This is a genomic window from Corynebacterium halotolerans (assembly GCF_050107895.1).
Taxonomy (GTDB): Bacteria; Actinomycetota; Actinomycetes; order Mycobacteriales; family Mycobacteriaceae; genus Corynebacterium; species Corynebacterium halotolerans_B.
The window spans coordinates 184,422-207,917 of record NZ_JBNILW010000002.1 but is presented as its reverse complement, the minus strand read 5'-3'; the positions used below and the strand labels follow the sequence as shown (position 1 = coordinate 207,917).

The 23,496-nt window shown below is 66.9% G+C and carries 18 protein-coding genes and 1 pseudogene; 9 read left to right on the top strand and 10 right to left on the bottom strand.

Annotated elements, in window-relative coordinates; genetic code table 11:
* Positions 1 to 55: 55 nt before the first annotated feature.
* Positions 56 to 1,039 (bottom strand): hypothetical protein, encoded by a 984-nt coding sequence (locus ACQCVD_RS03235; protein WP_426822263.1) that lies wholly within the window; start codon positions 1,037 to 1,039, stop codon positions 56 to 58.
* A gap of 205 nt (positions 1,040 to 1,244) precedes the next feature.
* Here ACQCVD_RS03235 and ACQCVD_RS03230 point away from each other — a divergent pair, with 205 nt between their 5' ends.
* Positions 1,245 to 2,534 carry an adenylosuccinate synthase gene (locus ACQCVD_RS03230; protein ID WP_426822262.1) on the top strand — a complete coding sequence of 430 codons (1,290 nt, stop codon included), beginning with the start codon at positions 1,245 to 1,247 and terminating at the stop codon, positions 2,532 to 2,534.
* A complete protein-coding gene (locus tag ACQCVD_RS03225) occupies positions 2,535 to 3,074 on the top strand; it encodes a GNAT family N-acetyltransferase (RefSeq protein ID WP_426822261.1) in 540 nt (179 codons plus the stop codon).
* Between the two features lie 17 nt (positions 3,075 to 3,091).
* On the opposite strand, the pseudogene ACQCVD_RS03220 reads toward ACQCVD_RS03225, so the two are convergent.
* The 3 genes and pseudogenes from ACQCVD_RS03220 to ACQCVD_RS03210 form a co-directional block, all read right to left on the bottom strand.
* Positions 3,092 to 3,310 (bottom strand): annotated as a pseudogene (locus ACQCVD_RS03220) (IS1634 family transposase); the annotation flags it as partial.
* 289 nt (positions 3,311 to 3,599) lie between these two features.
* Positions 3,600 to 5,087, bottom strand: coding sequence for an MFS transporter (locus ACQCVD_RS03215; protein WP_426822260.1), 1,488 nt, complete (start codon positions 5,085 to 5,087; stop codon positions 3,600 to 3,602).
* A gap of 2 nt (positions 5,088 to 5,089) precedes the next feature.
* A complete protein-coding gene (locus tag ACQCVD_RS03210; protein ID WP_426822259.1) occupies positions 5,090 to 6,322 on the bottom strand; it encodes an amidohydrolase in 1,233 nt (410 codons plus the stop codon).
* 184 nt (positions 6,323 to 6,506) lie between these two features.
* On the opposite strand from ACQCVD_RS03210, the gene purT reads away from it, so the two are divergent.
* Positions 6,507 to 7,775, top strand: coding sequence for a formate-dependent phosphoribosylglycinamide formyltransferase (purT, locus tag ACQCVD_RS03205; RefSeq protein WP_426822258.1), 1,269 nt, complete (start codon positions 6,507 to 6,509; stop codon positions 7,773 to 7,775).
* Here purT and ACQCVD_RS03200 read toward each other — a convergent pair.
* Both ACQCVD_RS03200 and ACQCVD_RS03195 read right to left on the bottom strand, forming a co-directional pair.
* Positions 7,772 to 8,287 carry a GNAT family N-acetyltransferase gene (locus ACQCVD_RS03200; protein ID WP_426822257.1) on the bottom strand — a complete coding sequence of 172 codons (516 nt, stop codon included), beginning with the start codon at positions 8,285 to 8,287 and terminating at the stop codon, positions 7,772 to 7,774. The genes purT and ACQCVD_RS03200 overlap by 4 nt on opposite strands.
* A 147-nt stretch (positions 8,288 to 8,434) precedes the next feature.
* Positions 8,435 to 9,802: an FAD-dependent oxidoreductase gene (locus ACQCVD_RS03195; RefSeq protein ID WP_426822256.1), complete on the bottom strand. Its 1,368-nt coding sequence runs from the start codon at positions 9,800 to 9,802 to the stop codon at positions 8,435 to 8,437.
* Between the two features lie 290 nt (positions 9,803 to 10,092).
* Here ACQCVD_RS03195 and pta point away from each other — a divergent pair, with 290 nt between their 5' ends.
* On the top strand, positions 10,093 to 11,469 hold the full coding sequence (gene pta / locus ACQCVD_RS03190) for a phosphate acetyltransferase (protein WP_426822255.1): 1,377 nt from the start codon (positions 10,093 to 10,095) through the stop codon (positions 11,467 to 11,469).
* A gap of 2 nt (positions 11,470 to 11,471) precedes the next feature.
* The gene (locus tag ACQCVD_RS03185) at positions 11,472 to 12,680 is read left to right on the top strand and encodes an acetate kinase (RefSeq protein WP_426822254.1); all 1,209 of its coding nucleotides are present in this window, start codon (positions 11,472 to 11,474) and stop codon (positions 12,678 to 12,680) included.
* Positions 12,681 to 12,697: 17 nt separating this feature from the next.
* On the opposite strand, the gene ACQCVD_RS03180 is transcribed toward ACQCVD_RS03185, so the two are convergent.
* Genes ACQCVD_RS03180 through ACQCVD_RS03170 form a run of 3 tightly spaced genes read right to left on the bottom strand, consistent with a single transcriptional unit; the run spans position 12,698 to position 17,828 of the window.
* Positions 12,698 to 15,199, bottom strand: a complete 2,502-nt coding sequence (locus ACQCVD_RS03180; protein WP_426822253.1) for a tetratricopeptide repeat protein — start codon at positions 15,197 to 15,199, stop codon at positions 12,698 to 12,700.
* The gene (locus ACQCVD_RS03175; RefSeq protein WP_426822252.1) at positions 15,196 to 16,233 is read right to left on the bottom strand and encodes a glutamate ABC transporter substrate-binding protein; all 1,038 of its coding nucleotides are present in this window, start codon (positions 16,231 to 16,233) and stop codon (positions 15,196 to 15,198) included. The genes ACQCVD_RS03180 and ACQCVD_RS03175 overlap by 4 nt, the downstream gene beginning before the upstream one ends.
* On the bottom strand, positions 16,233 to 17,828 hold the full coding sequence (locus ACQCVD_RS03170) for a hypothetical protein (RefSeq protein ID WP_426822251.1): 1,596 nt from the start codon (positions 17,826 to 17,828) through the stop codon (positions 16,233 to 16,235). Before ACQCVD_RS03170 ends, ACQCVD_RS03175 begins: the two co-directional genes overlap by 1 nt.
* Before the next feature lie 184 nt (positions 17,829 to 18,012).
* Here ACQCVD_RS03170 and ACQCVD_RS03165 point away from each other — a divergent pair, with 184 nt between their 5' ends.
* From ACQCVD_RS03165 to ACQCVD_RS03150, 4 genes are all read left to right on the top strand, one after another.
* A complete protein-coding gene (locus tag ACQCVD_RS03165; protein WP_426822250.1) occupies positions 18,013 to 18,522 on the top strand; it encodes an NUDIX domain-containing protein in 510 nt (169 codons plus the stop codon).
* Positions 18,523 to 18,546: 24 nt separating this feature from the next.
* Entirely contained in the window at positions 18,547 to 19,569 is a 1,023-nt protein-coding gene (locus ACQCVD_RS03160) for an ABC transporter ATP-binding protein (protein ID WP_426822249.1), read from the top strand.
* 2 nt (positions 19,570 to 19,571) lie between these two features.
* Positions 19,572 to 20,318 (top strand): multidrug ABC transporter permease, encoded by a 747-nt coding sequence (locus ACQCVD_RS03155; protein WP_426822248.1) that lies wholly within the window; start codon positions 19,572 to 19,574, stop codon positions 20,316 to 20,318.
* A 357-nt stretch (positions 20,319 to 20,675) separates the two neighbouring features.
* On the top strand, positions 20,676 to 22,034 hold the full coding sequence (locus ACQCVD_RS03150) for an HNH endonuclease signature motif containing protein (RefSeq protein WP_426822247.1): 1,359 nt from the start codon (positions 20,676 to 20,678) through the stop codon (positions 22,032 to 22,034).
* 12 nt (positions 22,035 to 22,046) lie between these two features.
* Here the strand turns inward: ACQCVD_RS03150 and ACQCVD_RS03145 are convergent, their stop codons facing one another.
* Positions 22,047 to 23,294, bottom strand: a complete 1,248-nt coding sequence (locus ACQCVD_RS03145; RefSeq protein ID WP_426822246.1) for a Na/Pi symporter — start codon at positions 23,292 to 23,294, stop codon at positions 22,047 to 22,049.
* Between the last annotated feature and the right edge of the window lie 202 nt (positions 23,295 to 23,496).

Genomic DNA, 23,496 nt, shown 5'->3' with positions numbered 1-23,496 from the left:
GTCCGCCGCCGCGCTGGTTGGCCTGCGGCCGCGTCCCCACCCGATAGAAGCACCGCTAGAGTCGCACGATCTGCAGGTCCCGCAGGTGTCGGTAGAAGGTGGAGCGTTCCGCGGGGCGCTTGGCCCGCACGCCGTCGACGGTGACGGCCAGTTCCGGCCCTCCGGCCTGGACGGCCCGGCCGGACTTCAGGGATTCGGGGGCGACGCCGCCGTGTGGGGCGGGGGTCTTGGCCAGCGCGGAACGAAACAGCGGCGACGCCGCCATCTTCTGCAGTTGCTCGGGGGAGTAACGCCGTGCCAGCCAACCGCCGAACCCGGAGCCCGTGCCCGCCACCGACTGCACCGGACCGGTGGCGCGCACCGCCGCGATGCCGGGGGCGTCGGTCATGGGCACAAGCCGGGCGCCGAAGACACCGTGGAAGCGGATTCCCTCGCGGGCCTCGTGACGGGTGAGGATCGCGTCGTCGACGATGATCTCCCCGGTCAATTCCCCGCCGTCCCACGCGCTGATCGTCGCGGAACCGGCGACGGCCAGCCCCGCGTCCGTGCGGATCAGCGGGACCGGTTTGACGGGTCCGGCGACCGCAACCTCGAGGGCCGCCGCCGGATCGGTGGGCAACCCCCAGTTCGTCGCGGCCGGACTGTCCTGCTCGACCGGCACGTAGCCGACCTCGGCCCACAGGTAGTCCGCCCGCATCATCCGGGTCAGCACCGCGGACAACGCCGCGTCCGTGCCCACCACGATCACCCGTAGTGCCTCCGGCGGCTGCTGCGGTGCCCGTTTCGGGGCCCCCAGGTGCTCGACATCGGGGCGCGCGGAGATTTCATCCAGGGAGGGGGTGGGGTCCACCGGCAGGATCTCCTTGGCGGTGTCATCCAGGAAGCGCAGCTCGCGTCGGGTGGGGACCGCGCTCAGATCGTGGACGCTCAGCTTGGTGGAATCAAGCTGGCGGCGGGTGAGGATTTCCTCGACCGTGGCCGCATCGAGGGTGTCGCCGGGGGTGTCGTCCAGCCCGCAGCGTAAAACCAACAGTGCCATGCCCGCAGATTCTACGCGCGGGCACGGAGCCCGGAACCATCGGTGCATGCCCCGCGGGGGTTTCCCGGGGCGGGTGGGACCGTGGATGTCCGGGGTGGCTGTTAGAATTGTTCAACGTCCTTGTCGCGTGCGTGTCCCGGCTCACCGTTGGCGGTCATCCGGGGTCGACGCGACGAACCCAAGCGATCGGATGTGACGTAAACCAATGGCTGCAATCGTGATTGTCGGCGCACAGTGGGGCGACGAAGGCAAGGGGAAGGCAACCGACATCCTCGGCGGCCGCGTCGACTACGTGGTCAAGCCCAACGGTGGCAACAACGCCGGCCACACCGTGGTGGTCGGAGGCGAGAAGTACGAGCTCAAGCTCCTGCCCGCCGGTATCCTCTCTGAGAACGCCACCCCGATCCTGGGCAATGGTGTGGTGATCAACCTCGAGGCCCTCTTCGAGGAGATCGACGGCCTCGAATCCCGCGGTGCCGATGCCTCCCGCCTGCGGATCTCCGCCAACGCCCATCTGGTCGCCCCGTACCACCAGATCCTGGACCGCGTGCAGGAGCGCTTCCTGGGCAAGCGGGCCATCGGCACCACCGGCCGCGGCATCGGCCCGACCTACCAGGACAAGGTCGGCCGCGTGGGCATCCGGGCCCAGGACGTCTTCGATGAGTCGATCCTGCGGCAGAAGATCGAGTCCGCCCTGGACGTGAAGAACCAGATGCTGGTCAAGATGTACAACCGCAAGGCCATCGTGGCGGAGGAGATCGTCCAGTACTTCCTGGGCTACGCCGAGCGGCTGCGCCCCATGGTCATCGATTCCGAGCGCATGCTCAATCAGGCGCTCGACGAGGGCAAGCACGTGCTCATGGAGGGCGGGCAGGCCACCATGCTGGACGTGGACCACGGCACCTACCCCTTCGTGACCTCCTCCAACCCGACCGCCGGTGGCGCCTGCGTGGGTTCCGGTGTGGGGCCGACGAAGATCACCTCTTCGCTGGGCATCATCAAGGCCTACACCACCCGTGTGGGAGCCGGTCCCTTCCCGACGGAGCTTTTCGACAAGTGGGGCGAGTACCTGCAGGAAGTCGGCGGTGAGATCGGCGTGAACACCGGCCGCAAGCGCCGCTGTGGCTGGTACGACTCCGTCATCGCCCGCTACGCCAGCCGCGTCAACGGCTTCACCGACTACTTCCTGACCAAGCTGGACGTACTCACCGGCATCGGGGAGATCCCGATCTGCGTGGCCTACGACGTGGATGGCGTGCGACACGACGAGATGCCGATGACGCAGTCCGACTTCCACCACGCGGAGCCGATCTTCGAGACCATGCCCGCCTGGGACGAGGACATCACCGGCTGCCGGACCTTCGAGGAGCTGCCGGAGAAGGCCCAGGCCTACGTCAAGCGCCTGGAGGAGCTCTCCGGTTGCCGGATGTCCTACATCGGTGTGGGCCCCGGACGGGACCAGACCATCGTGATCCACGACGTGCTGGAGGACTAGGTGACGGGCACCGCTTGGCCACCCCTTCCGGAGATCATTCCGGCTGGAGTGGATCCGGCGGGCAACACGTGGGAGCTGCGGCGCGTGACCCCGGAAACCGCAGGTGTGGTCGAGGCCTCGGTACCGTCGGAGCAGCAGGCCGAGACCTTCCACTTCTTCACCAGGCTGCCGATCCCGCTGGCGGCCTTCCTGGCCGCCGACCCCGGCCGCCGCACCTATGCGCTGTGGCGGGACGGGACTCCACTCGCCTGTACCTCGGTCTATGACGGTGACCCGCAGGAACGACGGGTGAGCCTCGGCTTCACCTGGGTGACACCCGATGAACGGGGCGCGGGAGCCAACAGGGCCCTCAAGACAGCCATGTTCGATGCGTTGCAGGAAGCCGGGGTGTCAGAGGTGTGGTTCCGTGCTGACGTGGCGAATCTGCGGTCCTGCCGCAGCCTGGAGAAGGCTGGGGCGGAGCGGATGTTCGTGGATCCGGAACCGCGGGTCTACCCTGACCGGGTCTCCCGGTCGGTGCACTACCGCAGGCGGCTGTAGCCCCGACTCAGACCAATTTAGTGCGGAATCCGGTCGCCCGACCTAAGCCGGTGAACCAGTTCGGCCGCGTCGTTTGGGAGCGGAAACGCGGCGTGGCCGGTCTGGCCGGCGTCGTGGACTTCGGAGATGCTGTATTTCTTCACTGTGCGTACCAGCCTGTTGAGGGACAATGCGGGTTGCTGCTCTAGCAGGTGACCGGCAGCCATCGCCGCCATGATCACCGTCAGGTGAGCATCGGTTCAGCCACCTCCTCGCCCTCGTCAGTACTGCTCGGGCAGGAGTGCCCTCCTGTCTTGTAGGGGACACGTTCCGGTGTGTGCGGTGGGAAACGGTTAATACGCGGATCAGCTAGCGGAAGACGGACACCGTCGTTCCAGCCGACAGTTCGGTACCTGCCTCTATTTTGTGCGCAGCTGCGCACAGAGATCTGCGCAGCTGCGCACTCTCGGAGATCCGGCGCCGGGTATTTTCCCGCTGGCAGCGGACGCCGACGTGGGGGACGGGGCGTCGAGAAGCAACGGCAGGTCAGGCCTGCGCCGCGGTCTCCGCCTTCTCCTTCTTCTGCTTCGGAATGAAGATCGTGATGGAGATCAGCGCGGCGATGGCCATCAGGGCATTGAAGGCCAGACCGATCATGCCGGCCTCGCGGACCGCGAGGTTGTCCTGGCGGCCGGAAAACTCCAGGGCGGCACCGATGACCTCGAGCCCGGACTCGGACAGTGCGGTGAAGATGGCGGCGGAGGCGGCGACACCGAAGGCGGCGCCGAGCGAGGAGGCCATCTTGTAGATGCCCGACCCTGCGCCGGTCTGCTCCTCCGGCAGGTTGGTCAGCGCGGCGTCGGTGGACGGCGTGGCATAGAAGGCCAGTCCCAAACCGAACAGGGAGTAGGCGATCACGGCCAGAATCACGTACTGCCACTGCAGGGTATGCGTGGCCATGAGTAGGGCGATCGAGGCCAGGACGATCAGCGATCCCCAGATCATGGGCTTGCGTGGGCCGAATTTCTGGAGCAGCTTCTCACCGACGCGGATGAAGCCGATGATGAAGATCGCGTACCCGACGGTGATGTAACCGGCGGTGGCCGCGGACATGCCGGCCGCGCCCTGCAGGACCCACAGGGACACGGTTAGCGCGCCGGCGGTGCCGTTGATCAGGAAGTTCGAGATCGTGGCGCCGGTGAACACCGGGTTCTTGAACAGGTTGAAGTCCACGAAAGGGGTGTCGGTCCGCAGCTCGGTATTGATGAACACCCCGAGGGCCGCCAGGAAGAGGCCCAGCAGACCCCAGGTGATCAGGTTGGTCCAGCCGATCGCGGAACCCTGGGTGACCACGATCAGCAGGGCGGCCAGCCCGACCGCCAGGGAGATGATGCCCACCCAGTCGGTCCTGCCCTCCCGTCCGGCGGCGGGGGCGGACTCCGGGATCTGGCGCATCAACAGGATGGAGATCACGGAGACGATGGCGCAGATGATGAAGATGGAGCGCCAGCCCAGGAAGGTCGACGCCATGAAACCGCCGAAGATGGCGGTCAGCCCCGAACCACCCCAGGAACCGATCGACCACATGGACACCGCCCGCTGGCGCGCCGGGCCGTCCCAGTAGACCTTCAGCAGGGCCATGGTGGACGGCATGATGGAGCCGGCCGCCAGGCCCTGGAGGATGCGGCCGAGGAGGATCATCGGGGTGGCCCCGGCGCCGAACGCGAAGGCGATCAGCAGGGAGCCGACGATGTTGAGGATGTTGCCGAGCAGGACGACCCTGAGGCGTCCGTACTTGTCACCCAGGCCACCGAGCACGACGATGAACATGCCGGAGAACAGTGCCGAGAGCGAGATGGCGATGTTCATCACCGGCATCGGCATGCCGACGTCCTCCGCCATCAACGGGCCGATGTTCATGGTGGTCTGAGCGAAGAGCCAGAAGGTGACCACTGCCAGCACGATGCCCAGCAGCGCGGAGTCATTGCCCGTGAAGGAGGTCCGGCCGTCCGGGCCCGTGGTGGCACTGGACACGGTTAGGCTCCGTCCGCTGCCAGCCACGGGGAAGCGGCCACGACGATGGCCTCGACGCCGCGGTCGAGCGTGGGCTGCAGGTCCGGGGCGAAGCGCGGGGAGTGGTTGCCTGGCGCGTTCTTCCAGTCCGCGAATCCGCCCAGTCCCCAGAAGGTGTAGGGGGTGCCGAAGGCGTCGGGGATGATGGAGAAGTCCTCCGAGGCGGGCACCGCCGCCAATTCCTGGGATTCCTGCCCGAAATAGCTGTCGAAGGCGGTGCGTACCCGGGCGGTCACCTCCGCGTTGTTGTCGGTCAGCGGGTAGGCGTCGTAGTAGCGGAACTCCGGTTCCTGTGGGCTGCGCGCAGCCTGGCACTCGGCACGGACGATGCGTTCGATGGCCTCGTGCAGGTGGTCCGCCACCTCCTGGGAGTAGGCGCGCGTGTTCAGCTGGAGCACCGCCTCATCGGCGATGATGTTGGACTTCGTGCCGGCGTGGAAGCTGCCGACGGTGACCACGGCGGTTTCCTTGGGCGCGACCTCCCGGGAGACGATGGTCTGCAACCGGCCGACGATCGCGGAGCCGAGCACCACCGGGTCAACGCCCAGATCCGGCATCGCGCCGTGGGAACCCTTGCCGTGGATCGTGATCTCGATGGATGAGGCGGTGGACAGCACCGGGCCGACCCGGGTGCCCACCGCCCCGCCGGGCAGCGTGCCCAGCACGTGCTGGCCGAGGTAGACATCGGGCTTCGGCAGCTTGTCGACGATCCCGTCATCCACCATCGCCTTCGCCCCGGCGGCATTCTCCTCCGCCGGCTGGAAGACCGCGAGGAAGGTGCCGGCCCACTGGTCGCGGTGGGCGGCGAGGACCTCGACGGCGCCCAACAGGGAGACGATGTGGACGTCGTGGCCGCAGGAGTGCGCCACCGGGGTTTCCTCACCGGTGGCCTCGTTCACCTGGGTCCGACCCTCGGCGGCGTAGTCCTTGCCGGAGCGCTCGGCCATCGGCAGGCCGTCGATGTCGCCGCGCATGGCCACCACCGGGCCGTCGCCGCTGCGGAGCACCGCCACCTGGCCGGTCCCACTCACCTCGATCACCTCGTCCACGCCGTAGGAATCGAGCTCGCTGCGGATCTTGGCCGCGGTCTCGTGTTCCTGGAGGGACAGCTCAGGATGCTGGTGGAAGTACTTGTAGAGCTCTTCCCGGTCCTCCCGGGTGGAATCGAGATGTGCCAGGATGTCTCTGATCGTCATGATTGTCTCCTTGAGGACGGGAAAACGTCGGACAACGGCCACAGTAATCCCGGAGCAGAGAGGTTGCACCGGAGCGGAGACGCCACCCCGGAAAGGACGGCGTCCCCTGGTGCTATGGAGCTGCCGGTCGGATGTGAGATACTCGAAAAAATCGATCAGCTGCTTTAAGGAGCCCTGAACACCTGTGTATACCCCTGACCGCATCGGTACCCCGCTCTCGGACTCCGCGACCCGGGTGATGCTGCTGGGGGCCGGGGAGCTTGGCAAGGAGGTCGCGATCGCCTTCCAGCGCTTCGGGGTTGAGGTGCACGCCGTGGACCGTTACCACGACGCCCCGGCCCAGCAGGTCGCCCACGTCTCCCACGTCGTCGACACCGCGGACCCGGCCGCGATCCTGCGGCTGGTGGAACAGGTGCGCCCCGACCTGATCATCCCGGAGCTGGAGTCGGTGGACATCAGTGCACTGGTGGCGATCGAGGAGCGGGAGCTGGCCACCGTCGTGCCCAACGCCCGCACCGTGGAGCTGGCCCGGGACCGGGAGACGATCCGTCGCCTCGCCGCCGAGGAACTCGGGCTGCCCTCCTCGGCCTACGCCTTCGCCTCCGACTATGAGCAGCTGGAGGCGGCGGTGGAGAAGACCGGGTACCCGTGCGTGGTCAAGCCCGTCTACGGTTCCTCCGGCCGCGGGCAGTCCGTGGTGCGCTCCGCGGAGGAGCTGGCTGGGGCCTGGGAGCACGCGATGCACGGCGGGCGCATCCCGGCGGACCGGGTGATCGTGGAGCGCTTCATCGACTTTGATTTCGAGATCACCCTGCCGACGGTGCGTTCCATCGACCCGGCGACGGGCAAGCCCGCAACCTGGTTCTGTGAACCGATCGGCCACATCCAGCACGACGGGGACCTGGCCGAGTCCTGGCAGCCGGTCGCCATGCCCGCGGCGGCCCTGGACAACGCCCGCTCCGTGGCCGCGCGCATCACCAACGCCCTGGGCGGTCGCGGGGTCTGCGACATTGAGCTGTTCGTCGCCGGCGATGACGTCTACTTCTCCGCGGCCAGCCCCCGTCCCCACGACACGGGCCTGGTCACCCTGGTCTCCCAGCGCTTCTCGGAGTTCGAGCTGCACGCCCGCGCGGTGCTGGGGCTGCCGATCGACGTCACCCTCATCTCACCGGGGGCCAGTGCGGTCATCCGGGCGGCGGATGACGCCGAACCCGTCACTTACAGCGGTCTGGCGCAGGCCCTGGCCGTTCCGGAGGCCGACGTGCGGCTGTTCGGCAAACCCGGTGCCTACCCGGGACGTCGCATGGGGGTCGCCCTGGCGACGGCCGAGGACGTGGACGCGGCCCGGGAGCGCGCGCAGGCGGCGGCCCGGGCCGTGACGGTGGAGGTGGCCAGCGGACCCGGCGCCGCCGGTGAGCCCGACGGAGACGGCGCCGGCACCGCCGCAGTTTAGACCGGCTGGCTGACCAGTCCTTCCAGTTCGGCGGCATGCAGCAGCATCGGCTGGTGGGGGACTCCCGTGTCGTCGGTGAGTCCACCGACGGGGCGGAAACCGAACTTCTCGTAGTAGCCGGTCAGCGGCTCCTGGGCGGACAGCACCACGTCAGTGTCCGGATGCTTCTCGGCGACGTGCCGCAGGGCGGTGGCAATGAGTTCCTGTGCCAGGCCGGTGCCCCGCTCAGCGGGGGCGACGATGATGCGGCCGAGCCGGATCACCTGCTCACCCGCCACCTCCTCGGGGCTCAGGCGGGCGGTGCCGACCAGTTCGGTGGTGGTGTGACCGTCGACGCGCCGGGTCTGCAGCGCCATGACATGGACGGTGCCGGCGGCGGCGTCGAGATCCTCGATCTCGGCATAAGGGGTGGCCTGCTCGTGGACGAACACATCCACGCGCAGCTTGTAGAGCCGGTGGACCTCCAACGGAGCGAGCTCCGCGAGGTGGGCGACGGCGAAGAAAGTTGTCATGGGCGCAAATTCTAGACAGCCCCGACGGGAAAACTCAATGCCGTTTTGAAAACGCGGAAAGTATCTTGGTGGAAACCAGGAGTAAAACCCGAGGTGAACGGCGGCCCGGGACGCGGGCCGGTGTCAGGCCGCGCCCCGGAGTGCGTCCTAGATCTCGTATTCCGGCCCGGCGTGCTGGACCATCTCGTCCCATTCGACGATCTTCTTGCGCTCGCGGCCCTCGGCCTCACCCTGGGCGCGCTCGGCGGCGTCGAGCCGGTACCAGCCGTCCCAGGTGGTCACCGCGATGCCGCGCTCCTCGAGCATCTGCACGACGGCGTCGGGCTCCGGCCGGGTGGCCTCGACGAGCTTGCCGTCCGCCCAGTCCGCCAGCAGCATGTCCGTGGTCTCCTTGGCGTCGGACTTGGTGTTGCCGATCAGGCCGACGGGGCCGCGCTTGATCCAGCCGGTGGTGTAGAGACCCTCCACCGGCTCGTTGGTCTCCAGGTCGAGGACGTGGCCGCCGTCGTTCGGGATCACGGCGGCGTCGTCGTCGAAGGGCACGCCAGTGACCGCGTCCGAGCGGTAGCCCACCGCGCGGTAGACGGCCTGGGCACCGAAGGTGGTGAACTCGCCGGTGCCGCGCACGTTGCCGTCCCCGGTCAGTTCCATCCGCTCGGTCTTGATGCCGACCACGTGGCCGTCCTCGCCGAGGATCTCCACCGGGGACTCCAGGAAGTGGATGTAGAGCTTGTGGGGTGCGCCCTTGGGCTCGCGGATGGCGTACTGCTCCAGGGTCTGGCAGACCAGGTCCTGCGACTTGGAGCTGCGGCGGGCCTCCTCGGAGGCGGCGTCGTAGTCGATGTCCTCGGGGTCCACGATGACCTCGATGGTGTCGGACTCGTCGAGCTCCTTGAGTTCCTTCGGGGTGAACTTCGCCTGGGCCGGGCCCCGCCGGCCGAACATGTGGACCACCTTCGCGCGGTTGCGGGAGAGGTTCTCGTAGACGTTGTCCGGGATCTCGGTGGGCTTGAGCTCATCGGCGGTCTTGGCCAGGATGCGGGCGATGTCCAGGGCGACGTTGCCGACGCCGATCACCGCCACCTCCTCGGCGGACAGGTCCCAGTCACGGGAGAAGTTCGGGTTGCCGTCGTAGAAGCCGACGAAGCGGCCGGCACCGTGGAACTCGGGCAGGTCGGAGCCGGGGATGGACATGTGGCGGTCCGCGGTGGCGCCGGTGGCGAAGACGATCGCGTCATAGTATTCGCGCAGTTCGTCGACGCTGATGTCCTTGCCGATCTCGATGTTGCCCAGCAGCCGCAGTTCGGGCTTGTCCAGCACGTTGTGCAGGGACTTGATGATGCCCTTGATGCGCGGGTGGTCCGGGGCGACGCCGTAGCGGATCAGACCGAAGGGGGCCGGCATCCGTTCGAACAGGTCGATGCTGACCTCCGTGCCGGACTTGATGAGCAGATCCGAGGCGTAGATTCCGGCGGGTCCGGCACCGACGACGGCGACGCGCATGGGTCGAGACATGGTGATAGGCATCCTGTTCTTGCTTGTGACACTGGGGTGGACTACCTGACCAGTCTACGTGGGGCCATGCCGCGATGGAAGGTCACCCTTGGTTCCGGTCGGGAGCGGGGCACCACTTCCCAAAATTAACAGTCCATTCGTACTAAAAGGTCGGCGCAGTGAAGGTAAAGTTGGCAACGATCACATTCGAGCGTCTGATGTGTGGCGCGGCACAGCTGTTCCGGATGCCGTTGTCCGTTGGCCACGTAACCTGGAATCGAGCACAGACGCCCCGCACAGAAAGGGACCGCATGTCCGTCCAACCCAGCCCGGTAGTACTGAGCGCCGTCGGTCGTAACTTCGACGGCTTCGATGTTGACTCGCTTGCCGCCCGCCTCGATCTCCGCGTGGTGCGTCTCGATGACCTGGAACCCACCCTCGGTGACGTCTTCGCCGCCCACCCGCTGGCCGACGGCCCGGCGCTGATCCTCGGCTCGGGAAACCTGAGCTTCGACTGCGAGGTCGGCGCCGCCCTGGGCGTGCCGCTGGTGCTGCTCGTGGACCGTCACAGCTCCGCCGTGGACCTGGCGGAGGCCCAGGCCAAGCGCCTGCACGCCGTCGTCGCCGACGCCTTCACCGAGGCTGAGCTGGCGGACACCACCCGCATCCGGGAGGCCCTGAAGGTGGAGGTGGACACCGTCATCACCGCGCCGGTCTTCGAGGTGCAGCTGCTGGAACGGGCGAAGCGGGCGGGTGCGCACATCGTGCTGCCCGAGGGTGATGATGACCGCATCCTGCTGGCCGCCGACAAGCTGCTGGCCCACCGGATCTGTCACCTGACCATCCTGGGGGATCCCGAGGACATCCAGAACCGGGCGGATGAACTCGGCCTGAACCTGGACAACGCGCACGTGATCAACCATCTGAGTAGCCCGCACCTGGAGGAGTTCGCCGAGCAGTTCGCCGAACTGCGGAAGAAGAAGGGCGTCACCCTGGATGAGGCACGGGAGACCATGAAGGACATCTCCTACTTCGCCACGATGATGATCCACACCGGCATGGTCGACGGCATGGTCTCCGGCGCCACACACACCACCGCCCACACCATCAAGCCCTCCTTCCAGATCATCAAGACCAGGCCGAATGTCTCCGTGGTCTCCTCCATCTTCCTGATGGTGCTGCGCGGCCGGCTCTGGGCCTTCGCGGACTGCGCCGTCAACCCGAACCCGACGGCGGAGCAGCTCGGCGAGATCGCCGTGGTCTCCGCAGCCACTGCCGCCCAGTTCGGCATCGATCCGAAGGTGGCCATGCTCAGCTACTCCACCGGCGCCTCCGGGGCGGGGCCCGACGTCGAGGTCACCATCGACGCCCTCCACCACGCCCGCGGCCTCGCTCCCGAGCTCTGCGTCGATGGCCCACTGCAGTTCGACGCCGCCGTCGACCCGGGCGTGGCGCGGAAGAAGATGCCCGATTCCGACGTCGCCGGCCACGCCACGGTCTTCGTCTTCCCGGATCTGCAGTCCGGCAACATCGGCTACAAGACCGCCCAGCGCACGGGATCCGCCCTGGCGGTGGGCCCGATTCTGCAGGGACTGAACAAGCCGGTCAACGATCTCTCCCGGGGTGCGACGGTGCCGGATATCGTCAACACCGTCGCCGTCACCGCCATCCAGGCAGGAGCACAGTAGACATGACTTACGCCCTCGTGCTGAACTCCGGTTCCTCATCCATCAAGTTCCAGCTGCTCGATCCGGGCAACAGTGCCACGGATGAACCCTTCGCCTCCGGCCTGGTCGAGCAGATCGGCGAGAGCTCCGGCCGTTTCACCCTGAAACACGGCGGGGACAAACACGTGGTGGAGGAGGAGATCCCGAACCACTCGGTGGGGCTGTCCCGGGCCTTCGAACTGATGACGGAACAGGGCTACGGCCCCTCCCAGGTCGAGATCACCGCGGTGGGCCACCGGGTGGTCCACGGTGGCCTGCTGTTCTCCGGCCCGGAGATCCTCAACGACGAGATCGTGGAGATGATCCGGGACCTCATCCCGCTGGCACCGCTGCACAACCCGGCCAACGTCGACGGCATCGAGGTCGCCCGCAGGATCCTGCCGGACGTCCCGCACGTGGCCGTCTTCGACACGGGCTTCTTCCACTCCCTGCCCCCGGCCGCCGCCCTCTACGCGCTCAACCACGAGGTGGCTGTGGAGCATGGCATCCGGCGCTACGGCTTCCACGGCACCAGCCACGAGTACGTGTCCCAGCGGCTGCCCGAACTGCTGGACAAGCCCGCCGACGAGATCAACCAGATCACCCTCCACCTGGGCAACGGCGCCTCCTGCGCCGCCATCCGCGGGGGAGAGGCCATCGACACCTCGATGGGGATGACTCCGCTGGCCGGTCTGGTGATGGGCACCCGCACCGGTGACATCGACCCGGGCATCATCTTCCACCTGGCCCGCAACGCGGACATGTCGATCGACGAGATCGACACACTGATGAACAAGAAGTCCGGGGTGAAGGGATTCGCCGGCGTCAACGACTTCCGGGAGCTGCGCCGGATGATCGATGACGGGGACCGGGACGCCTGGGCCGCCTACAGCATCTACATCCACCAGCTGCGCCGCTACATCGGCTCCTACATGATCACCCTCGGCAACGTGGACGCGATCACCTTCACCGCCGGGGTGGGCGAGAACGCCAGCTTCGTCCGCGCCGACGCACTGGCGGAACTGGAGATGTACGGCATCAGGATCGACCCGGAACGCAATGAACTGCCCAATGACGGCGCCCGCCTGATCTCCACGGACGATTCGCGGATCAAGGTCTTCGTGATCCCGACCAACGAGGAACTGGCCATCGCCCGGTACGCCACCGAACTGGCGGAACAGAAGACGGGGTAGGCACCTCCTGGATCAGCTCAGAACCACGTCACCGGCCGCACCTGGTTGGCCATGTCCACCAGGGCGTAGCGGTGGCGGGCGAAGGGCGCCTGCCGGGCCTGCAGCCGCAGGGTGTCCGATAAGCCGTAGCGCAGGCCGCGTTGGGTGAAGGGGTACTCGAAGAGGTCATTCGAGCTGGCCGCCGACTGCAGGTCCGCCTCGCGCAGGAAGTTCAGCGCGGCGGACATCACGGCCGTCTTGATCTGGAAGAAGCGCGGCTCATTGGTCGGGATCTCCTCCAGGCGGCGGGCCGCCCGGCGGATCCGGGACTCCGTCAGGCGGGCGGAGATCAGCTCCAGGATCGAGGTCAACTGCGCCATCCGGTGGTGGCGGGAGGCCACGGGCACCTTGTCCAGGGCAGCCACCGCCATCTCGATGTGGTTCTCCGCCGTCAGTTGGCGGGAGAGCCCGAAGGCGGAGGAGACGGTGGTGGGGTTGGTGCGCCACACCAGGCCGTAGAGGCGCATCGCCACGAACCTCAGGGTCTCCGGCTCCTGGGAGGTGTGCGCCCAGGCATCGCTCATGGTGGCGAAGGCCTCGTTCTCCAGATCCTCGTCATCGGCGTCGAAGTTCGCGGCGATGCGGGTGGCCTCCGGATCCAACAGGGGCGTCTCATCGTAGCCCAGCTGCTGCAGCAGCAGCTCATTGACCGCGGCGATCGCCAACTTCGGGGCGGATTCGCCGGGCAGGATGTTCAGCACGTTGTTGAAGTGCTCCTGGGCGGCGGCGAAATCATCGAGCAGCAGGTCGGTGACGCCGGAATACCACTGGAAGCGCCAGTCGTGGCCCAGCCTGTCCGCCATGCTGGTCAACCAGGACCGGGCCTGTCCCGTGAAGCCCAGGTCCAGCAGGGCCCGCACGACGCCGAGGGGGATCTCCGAGGACTTCTCGTATTCCGCGGTCTTCATGGCCTGGCGCAGGGTCTCCAGGGCCTCCTCCGGTTCGGTGTAGGAGAACCCGGAGAGCATGGCCGCGCCGACGTCGGCGCGGTCGATCAACGGGGAGGCCAGGGCCTGGACGACTTCCGAGGAGGTGATCCGGGCGGTCCGGTCGATGCCGTCGATCAACTGGTCGGTGCGGAACACCAGCAGCTTCGTGCCGAAGGTGGAACGCTGCGGGGAAAACAGCGAATGCTGGGCGGGGAACTGCTTGTCGTCGCGGATCGCCAGGGTTTCGCGCAGCACCCCGAACAACTGGGTGCGCAGCTCCCCGATGCTGCTGAAGCGTTTCGCCGGATCGGGATGGGTGGCCCGGTAGAGGAAGCGGTAGAAGGACAGGAAGCGGCGGAACTTCGGTTCCGCCGAGGGCTTGGGCAGACCCGGCAGATAGGTGCCGTCCTCGTCGGCGGGCAGCTGGAGCGTCAGGGCCGCCAGGGTGCGGCCGATGGTGTAGATGTCGCTGGCCACCGACGGGCCCTCGGTGCCGACCTCCGGTGCCTGGAACCCCCGCGTGCCGTAGATGTAGCCGAAGGCGCCGATGCCGCTGACCGCCCCCAGGTCGATCAGCTTGACCTGGTCCTCGGTGATGATGATGTTCGACGGCTTCAGGTCGTTGTAGACCACCCCGCGGGAGTGCAGGTAGTCCAGCGCCGGCAGCACCTCCAGGATGTAGCCGATCGCGATGTCGATGGCGAAGGTCCGGTCCGGCAGCACGTTCCGGCGGTCGCGCAGCGACGGCCCGCCCACGTACTCCATGACGATGAAGCCGCCGGGAACCCGCGGGTCATCGATGAAGTTGAAGATCTTCACGATGCCGGGGTGGGTGATGTCGGCGAGAAACTCCCGCTCGGCTTCCGCGGTGCCCTGCTCCTCCACCGTCTTCTCCGCCTGCATGCCCTTGAGCACCACGAGCCGGCCGGAGACGTTGCGGTCCTCGGCCAGATAGATCCACCCCAACCCGCCGTGGGCGATGACCCCCATGATCTCGTACTGCTCGGCGACGATGTCGCCGGGCACCAACTGCGGGGGCGGGGCCTTGGACTTCTCGACGTCCGCCGCGCTCTTGAGGGCGGCGGAGGCATTCGTCAGCCCGACGAAGGGCAGGTGCACCATGCCGTCGGCCACCGTGCGCCCCACCCGCCGGGCCCCCCGACGCTCCCGGAAGGTGGAGATCGCCTCCCGGCGGGACCGGGCGCTGGTGTTGGCGGCGACGTTCGTGGCATGCGGCCGGGTGCCCTCGTCACCGTCGGGGTGGGGACCGCTGTCGTGGTCACCGGCCAGCCCTTCCCGGGCGTCCTGCGGGTTGACCGGGCGGGGCGAGGTCGGTTCGGAGGTTGCCGGGGTACCGGACTTCTCCCGCAGGGAGCCCAGCTCCTCCAGCAGCGCCCCGATATCGCCGATGTCGTCATCGACGTCATAGTCGTCCTCGTCATCGTCATCGGCGAAGGGGTCGAAGGCGACGGCCTCGGTGCCCGGGTCGTCGTCCGCGGCGTCGTCGCGCCGGGCGGGCCCCGTCCTGTCCTGCTCGGGCTGCGGTGTCACGGCTGCGGCTCCTTCGCCTCGGTCTCTTCTGTTTCGTCACGGTAGTGCAGCTCCGGTGGGCCGGAGGTGGCCAGGTAGGCGGAGAACCAGCGGTCGTACATCCGCCACCAGGTGCCGTCCTCCCGGATGCGCTCCAGCGTGGAGTTGACCTGGCGGATCAGCGCCGTGGTGTCGGTATCCGGATCCGGGCGGGCGGCGGCGACGGCGTACTCCGAGGGGGTCAGCGACCCCCCGACGATCGTGGTGTAGGGATCCTGGGCGCTGATGCCGGAGAGGATGAAACCATCGGAGACCACGGCGTCCGCCTGGTGCTGCTGGAGGGCCACCAGGCAGTCCGCCCAGTTGCGCACCTTCAGGATCGGCGAGTGCGGGGCGTACTGCCGGGCCGACTGCAGGGCGGTGGAGTTGTCCGCCACGCACACCGTCTGCCCGGGCAGGTCGGTGAAGGAGTCGATGCCGGAGTTCTGCATCACCAGCAACCGGGTCTCGGTGGACAGGTAGGGGGTGGAGAACAGCACCTCCTGCTGTCGGGCATGGGTGACGGACATGGTGCGGATGACCAGGTCCAGGTCCCCGGACTCCAGGGCGGAGACCCGGTCGGAACTGTCGACGAAGCGGAACTCCACCCGGTTCGGGTCGCCGAAGATGTCCCGGGAGATCTCCCGGGACAGGTCGATCTCGAAGCCCAGCAGGTCACCGCTCACGGAGTCCCGGTAGCTGAGCAGGTACTGCGACTGGTCGACGCCGATGATGACGCGGCCGCGCTCCACGATCTCCGGGATCAGCTCCTCCGGCGGTTCGTCGACGGGACGGAGGGAACCGACGAGGTTCGTGGTGTCGATCTCCCGCGCCGGGCGCGCCCCCGCGGACTCCACGGTGGCGTCGGCGGGCAGCGGCGGACCATAGCCCTCGGCGTGGTCGACCGGGGCGGAGGTCGCCGGGGCGTCGTCACGCAGGAACACCGAGGAACACGCGCTCAGCACCAGCGCGAGGACCGGGATGAGGGCGACGACGGGAAGGGTGCGGTGGAACATCACAGGTACTCCCGGAAGCGGGGACGGATGCCGAGCCAGACGGCGATGACGGCGGCCAGGGAGAGGATCATGACCACCGTGGACACCAGCGTCGTGGCCGCCAGGCCGTCATTGATGAACGCCCGCATGGAGGCCCGGGCGTCGGAGATCAGGGTGCCCAGGGTGGAGTCCAGGGAGGCATAGGCGGAGGCGGCGGTTGGGGAGCCACCGTTTTCCTCCGGGGCGCCGGTGGACAGGACAACGGCCCGCTCATAGTCACCGGACTCCAGCGCCCGGGCGAGCCCGGCGTGGGCGTTCTCCCAGTGCAGCAGGGATTCCCGTGCCGCGGAGAGCAACCGCTCGCTGCGTTCCGGATCCTGGTAGGTGTCCGCCTGCTCCACGTCCTCCAAGGCGGTGGAGATGGAGTCGACGGTCTGGTCGAAGGAGACCTCGGTCTCGTCGAAGGACTGGCGGCGCACCAGCACCAGGGTCTCGGTGGTGCGCGCCTGCTGCGCCATGATCCGTGAGGTGGTCAGCGAGTCCCAGGGCATCGCGGCCTCCGCGAAGCCGCGGTTGCCGGCCTGCCAGGTGGCGAAGTTGGAGGCCGAGACCCACAGGATCGCCGTCAGCATGAGGGCGGTGGCGGCGAGAAAACCGCGGTTGAGCCGGCGCCTGGTCACCCGCCATAACCAGTACTGGGCTATCAGCAGGAACAGGACGGCGGCCAGCAGCCCGGAGAGCGGCACGAACTGCGGCATCGTCAGTTTCCGCTGCTCCTCCGAGACCCGTTCGCTGGTGATGGTGAACAGTTCCGAGGCGGCGGGCAGGATCTCCTCGCGCATCAGCGAGGACGCCTCCGCCATGTAGGCCACGCCCACGGGGTTGCCCAGTCGGTTGTTGGCCCGGGCACTCTCCACCAGACCGGTGTAGACGGGAAGCTGCCGCTGGATATCGGTGACCAGCCGCACGGTGCGGCTACCGTCCGCCGCCATACCCGCGGCGGACTCTGCGGCGGACACTGAGGCCCGGTCGATGGCGGCGTTGTAGCGGGAGCGGGTGTTCTCCGACTCCACACCGGCCTGCACGAATCCGGTGGTGGCGATCGTGTCGGCCAGCGAGAGCGAGGTGTAGAGGTTGTGGGCCGAGTAGCTCATCGGCTCGGTGCTGCTGAGCAGCACGTCCAGCGAACCCTGCCGCTGGTCCGCGGACTGGGACATCGAGTAGCCGGCGGCGAAGATCGCCACGGAGAGGATCATCGTCAGCGTCAGCATCTTGCCGGGCGTGGTGGCGATGTAGAGGAACAGCTTCTTCGCCCAGGTGATCGGCAGCGCGAAGGAGTCGTAGAGGACCGACCAGAAGGTCACGCTGCGCCCGATGTCGTCATTGTTCATGTGGTCGAGCCAGTGATCCTGGGTGTCCTCCGGGATCTCGCTGCCGTCGACCAGTGGGGCGGATCCGGCCTTGGATTTGCGGCGCTGACGGGCGGTTTCACGGCGTAGCCGACTACGGGAATAGGTGAATTTCGGGTCCGTCGACCGATCAGTGCCGGTGTCCTCGGACCGCATCCCTTCCTCCCGCTCTTCCACTGGCGTAGGTGACCCCTTATCGCCGCTCATTACCCCAGGATAACCAATGCTGCAGCGATTCGGGAGCGGCGCCGGAAGGAATCCGCGGGATAGCGGTGGTGGTGCGCCCTGGGCGGGATGTTTCTCAGCCCACTCGACGGCTCCGTCCGTGATGTTGGCGGCGGACGCGGGTGAAATGGCCCTGCCCCGGGCACGACTGACTAGTCTCGTAGGTATGAATGGCGACGGAAATGGCTGGGCGGCGGGACCCGACGGGACGAAACTCTGGGGCATCTACGGTGCCGCCGGGCTCTGCCTGCTGGCTGATCTGCCGTCCGGTCCCGAGGTGCTGATGCAGCACCGCGCGCTGTGGACCAACTCCGGCGGCACCTGGGCCCTGCCGGGTGGGGCGCGGGACTCCGATGAGACCCCGACGGAGGCGGCGATCCGGGAGGCGGAGGAGGAGACGGGTATCGACGCCGCGGACCTCGAGGTGCTGAGCACGCTCATCACCGCCGGCCCGTTCCCGTCGGATCCGGAACGACCGAAGCTGCCGGGTGACTGGACCTACACCACTGTGATTGCCCGCACACGTACCGCCGTCCGTCTGGCTACCACGCGGAACGAGGAATCCGTGGAATTGCGTTGGGTTCCGTTGGCTGACGTGGCCAAACTGCCGTTGCTGCCGGCGTTCGAGGCCTCCATCCCGGTCCTGCGGCGGAAAGTGCGGCAACTGCTGGGCTAGTGCTGGTGTGGCATTCTGGTGCCCATGATTGAAGTTCAGGGACTGACCAAGCAGTACGGGGAGGTTCGGGCGGTCGATGATCTGACGTTCACGGTCAAACCGGGAATCGTCACCGGCTTCCTGGGGCCTAACGGCGCGGGAAAATCGACCACCATGCGCATGATCCTCGGGCTGGACACCCCCACGGCCGGCACCGCCACGATCAACGGGGAGCGGTACACCTCGCTGAAGAATCCGGTCACGGAGGTCGGCGCGCTGTTGGACGCCGGGGCGCGGCACCCGAACCGCAACGCCGCCAACCACCTGAAGTGGATCGCCAAGTCCAATGGGCTGCCGATGTCGCGGGTGGACGAGGTGCTCAAGCTGGTGGGTCTGAGCGACGTGGCGCGGAAGAAGTCGGGCGGATTCTCGCTCGGCATGGGCCAGCGCCTGGGTATCGCCGCAGCGCTGCTCGGTGACCCCGGCGTGCTGATCCTCGACGAACCGGTCAACGGCCTCGACCCGGAGGGCATCCGCTGGGTCCGCGACCTGATGAAGGCGCTGGCCGCGGAGGGGCGGACCGTGATGGTCAGCTCCCACCTGCTGTCGGAGATGGCGCTGACCGCGGATCACCTCATCGTGATCGGGCGCGGCCAGCTGATCGCGGATACCCCGACCTATGATTTCATCAAGGAAAACTCCCGCACCAGCGTCATCGTGCGTTCCGAGCACCTGCCGGAGTTCGCGACGGCGTTGCAGAACGAGGGCATCGGATTCCACGAGGCCGTGGACCAGGAGCAGCGTCCCACCCTGGAGATCGAGGACCGCAGTACCGACGAGATCGGTGCGTTGGCCTTCTCCACGGGCGTCTCCCTCAACGAGCTGAGCCTGCGGCAGGCCTCGCTCGAGGACGCCTTCATGGAGATGACCGGGCACGCAGTGCAGTACCACGCGGGCGAATTTCCGGGTGGGGCCCACCCGGCACCCGGAACACCGGCAGAGGCGGCAGGCGGTGCCACCGCATCCGTCGCTGAGCCAGCCGGGCAGACTACGACGGAGGAGAAGTAACCATGTTTCTGAATACCCTTGCCTCCGAGTGGATCAAGCTGCGTACGACGAAGTCCTTCTGGTGGACCTCGGCGTTGTTCATCTTCTTCAGCGTCGGCATGGCCGCCTTGATGGGAGCCTTCTCCGAGGATCAGCCGCTGCTGGCCAACGGCGCCGCCGTCGGCGTGTACATGTTCGGCTTCATCGTCATCGCGGTGCAGGCGGTGATGGTGGTGACCACGGAGTACCGGCACCGCTACCAGTCGGTGACCTATCTGGCCACCCCGAAGCGCTGGATGGTGGCTGTCGCGAAGCTGCTGCTCTACCTGGTTCTCGGGATGCTGCTCACGCTGGTCACTGTCGCGCTGTGCTACCTCGTGGCCGGGTGGTTGGCACCGTCCGAGGCCACGGTGGCCTATGAGCCCTTCAGCTCCGAGGAGGGCCGACGCCTCCTGTGGGCTTACCCGGTGATGGCCGGCCTGATGATCATCTTCTCGCAGGGCATTGCCCTCCTCCTGCGCCAGACCGCGGGGGCGGTCACCCTCGTGCTGATGTGGTACCTGGCGTTGGAGGGGGTCATCGCCATGTTGCCGAAGGTCGGCGACAAGATCCGGAACTACGGCCCCTTCGAGAACCTCAACGCGTTCGTCTCGAATTTTGAGATCCAGGACGTGCCCTGGGGTGTGATCGGCAGCGGCGTCTACTTCGCTGTCTGGGCCGTGGTGATCTGGGTGGCCGGCGTCATCCTCCTGCAGAAGCGCGACGCCTGACTGTCACCCGTGCGCAGCTGCGCACACCCGTTTCGTCTGGTGCGGTGGGGAGCTCGGCGGTGCGGCGTTCTGTGGCCGCGTACCGTGCCCCGGTCTGCTTATCGACGTCCCGGGCCCCGGTCGTGATAGAGCCTTCGGCGTCGGCAGGTGGGGCAGGGCGGACCGGCTTTGCGCAGGGGGGGGGACGGCCGGAGTGCGCAGCTGCGCACGATTCTCGAAAACGCCGCGGTCTGCCCGGCCGCTGAACCGGAACTATCGTTGCAGAAGGGGCGGGGGTGGAGTCGGGGGTGGGGATGTCCAGGTGGGAATTTATGGTACAGGTGTTCGATAAATCTAGCTCAGTCATTCGGGGGAATGATGCTCAGCACGATCGAAACACTGACCGACGACCAACTGACCGATGATCTCCGCACCGCCCACCACACTCTCACGGTCTCCAAGGCCCGCTTCCTCATTGCCCTGGGGGAATTCGCGGCCAGGGAACTGTGCAGAAAGTTGGGAGCTGTCACCACCGCTGCCTGGTTGTCACGAGAGTGCCGGATCGCCACGCGGACGGCCTATGAGTATCTCAACGTGGCCCGGCAATTGCGGGGGTTTCCGCTGCTCGCAGCAAAGTTCCTGGCCGGGGAACTCAGTTATTCCATGGTTCGCCTGCTCCTGCGGTACGTGACCGCGGATACTGAACAGGAATACCTGGACCTGGCCGAGGGACTGTCCCATGAGGGCCTGGAGCAGAAGCTCACCGGTCGGCCACGGAACAGCACCTCCGGAAAGAACGCCCGGGAGTATTTCAAGGTGACCACCGACGAAGAGACCGGGGAACTAAGGTTCTGGGGCCGGTTGAGCGCGGAACGAGGGGCGGAATTGCTCGCCGCCCTCAAGACCGGTGAGCTCGCGACGCTGCGCGAAGTCGCTGATCTTCCGGAGTCTCCGAAGCCTGAGCAGTTGGATGAACTTATTGAGGAAGCCCGTAGAACCCCGGAGAAGCTGCCCGGTGAGCGCGTGGGCGAAGAGGGGGGACGATCGTCGGGTCCCGGGACTCCGGAGGGGGAGCCTGAAGGTGAGGAGGAAACTGCGCCGAGCGTCACCCGCCATGGTCCCCCGCTACGCAGCCGGCTGCTGCTGTCCCTGCTCGGGGTTGTCGCGATGGTCCGCTCGACGCCCCGCCGCCAGGTGCGCGCTCCCGGGGCGGAGGTGCACGTCAAGGTGGCTGCGGACGGGAACACGACTCTGCTCGGCCATGTCGGGGCGGAGACCCGTTCGCTGCACCGGTTGCTGCTGAACTCACGCAATCATCTCCACATCGTCGATGACCGGGGCGTGACCATCAGGCTGGGACGGGCCGTTCGCACAGTCAGTGCCGCCCAGGAGCGGGCCCTACTGCTGCAGTGGGAGGGGCAGTGTGGGCTGCCTGGCTGTGTGCACAGTGGCTTCCTGGAGTTCCACCACATCGTGGCCTGGCAGGAAGGTGGTGGCACCGATCTCGACAACCTCATACCGCTGTGCAGCGGCTGCCACGCGTTGGTGACGGCAGGAATCGTGCAGATCACCATCAGGCGACAGGACCCCACCCGGATCTGGTTCACCTTCCCAGACGGCGTCACTTATGTCTCCCACGCGAGAAGAACCCCGCAGAAGAGCATCCATCCAGCGCCGGTGCAGGGAGAGCTGCTGCCGGGGGACGCCTTCGACGACCAAGCAGCTGACATCGGCTAAAGCCGGGATTGGTTAACTGAAGATGGAGTACAGCGTGAGCGCGCCGACAGGAATCAGGATGTAGAACGCCATGATCACGGAGAATGTGATGGAGTAACTGCGCTGGGCGGACCCGGCGAGTTTCTCGGCCAGGAAGAGGATCAGAGTCCGCACCGGTGGGACGAGAAGTACCACCAGGGAGCCGATGAGGTTGAAAAGCAGGTGGATGACGGCCGCTTGGAGGGCGAATCCACCATAGTTCCCGGGGAGTGTCAGCGCGATGACCACGGAGGACAGTGTCGTTCCCACGTTCGCCCCCAGTGTGATGGTCAGCAGCTCCCGGGGCCGCAACGACTTTTCCGCGGCGAAAGGGACGAGGGAGGAGACGGTGACGGTGGACGCCTGCAGGGCGAGCGTGCCACCCAGGCCCGACAGGAAGCCGAGTGCGTCGGAGGCGCCGGAGGACTTCGCCAGCAGGGTGCGGGTGGTCGCGGCCATGAGAATGCGCAGCTGCGCACTGACGGAGCGCACGCCGAGCAGAATCAGCAGCGTGCCAGAGAGCAGGCAGAGGGCGGCGGCCACCCGCAGGTCGAAGATGCTGCCGAGTAGCCCGTCCATGCCGAAGAAATCGATCACCGGTTGGAAGATGACAGTGAAGATGACCCCGGCATCACTGATCTGGACATCAGCTCCCAACACCGTTTCAGTCAAGAGCCGGGAGAGCCGCTCGAGGGGACTGAACAGCAGCTCAACAGGGAGGATGATCGCGACCAGCAGAATGTTGAACAGGCCATGAAGCGAGGCCGAGGTAAACGCCCGACGGAACTGTTTCCGTTTTCTCACGAAGGTGAAAGAGACCAGGAAGACCGTGATGGTCGTGCCGATGTTCGCACCCAGGATGATCGGGATCGCCACCTCCACCGGTACCAGCCCGACGCCTACTGCGGTGACGGTCAGCGCCGTGGTGGTTGAGGAGGATTGCAGTACGGCGGTGACCAGGATGCCGAGGGCGAGTCCGATCAAAGGATGGGTGGCCAGATTGAACAGCATCCGGATCTGGCCACCGCCGAGACCGTATACACCGTCGATGATCATGCCGATCCCGAGCAGCATCACCAGCACCGACAAGATGACCGCCAGCCACCGGATGACCTTTCCGGAGGTGGACAGCATCACAATGTCATTATCCGCAGAAATGTACTTGGGGTTGATGAACTGCTGGGTGCCCAGAGTCGTCGGACGTTTGGAGAGGATATGTATCTCCGGTGGTTCGGACGTCACGGCAGAGCCCGAACTTTCATACCGATACCCCTTTTTGCTGAACGCCGCAGCCGCTCACTGCCACGCGGACCCACAACTCGTATATCTGAAGACGACCCCGTTGGAATCGCCTGTCCACCTTAAAATACCACCCGGGTTTTCCTGGGGTGCAGCGAAGGGGTGTCCCGTCGATCCGTCCCGGGAAGTTCCGGTAACCGGTCAC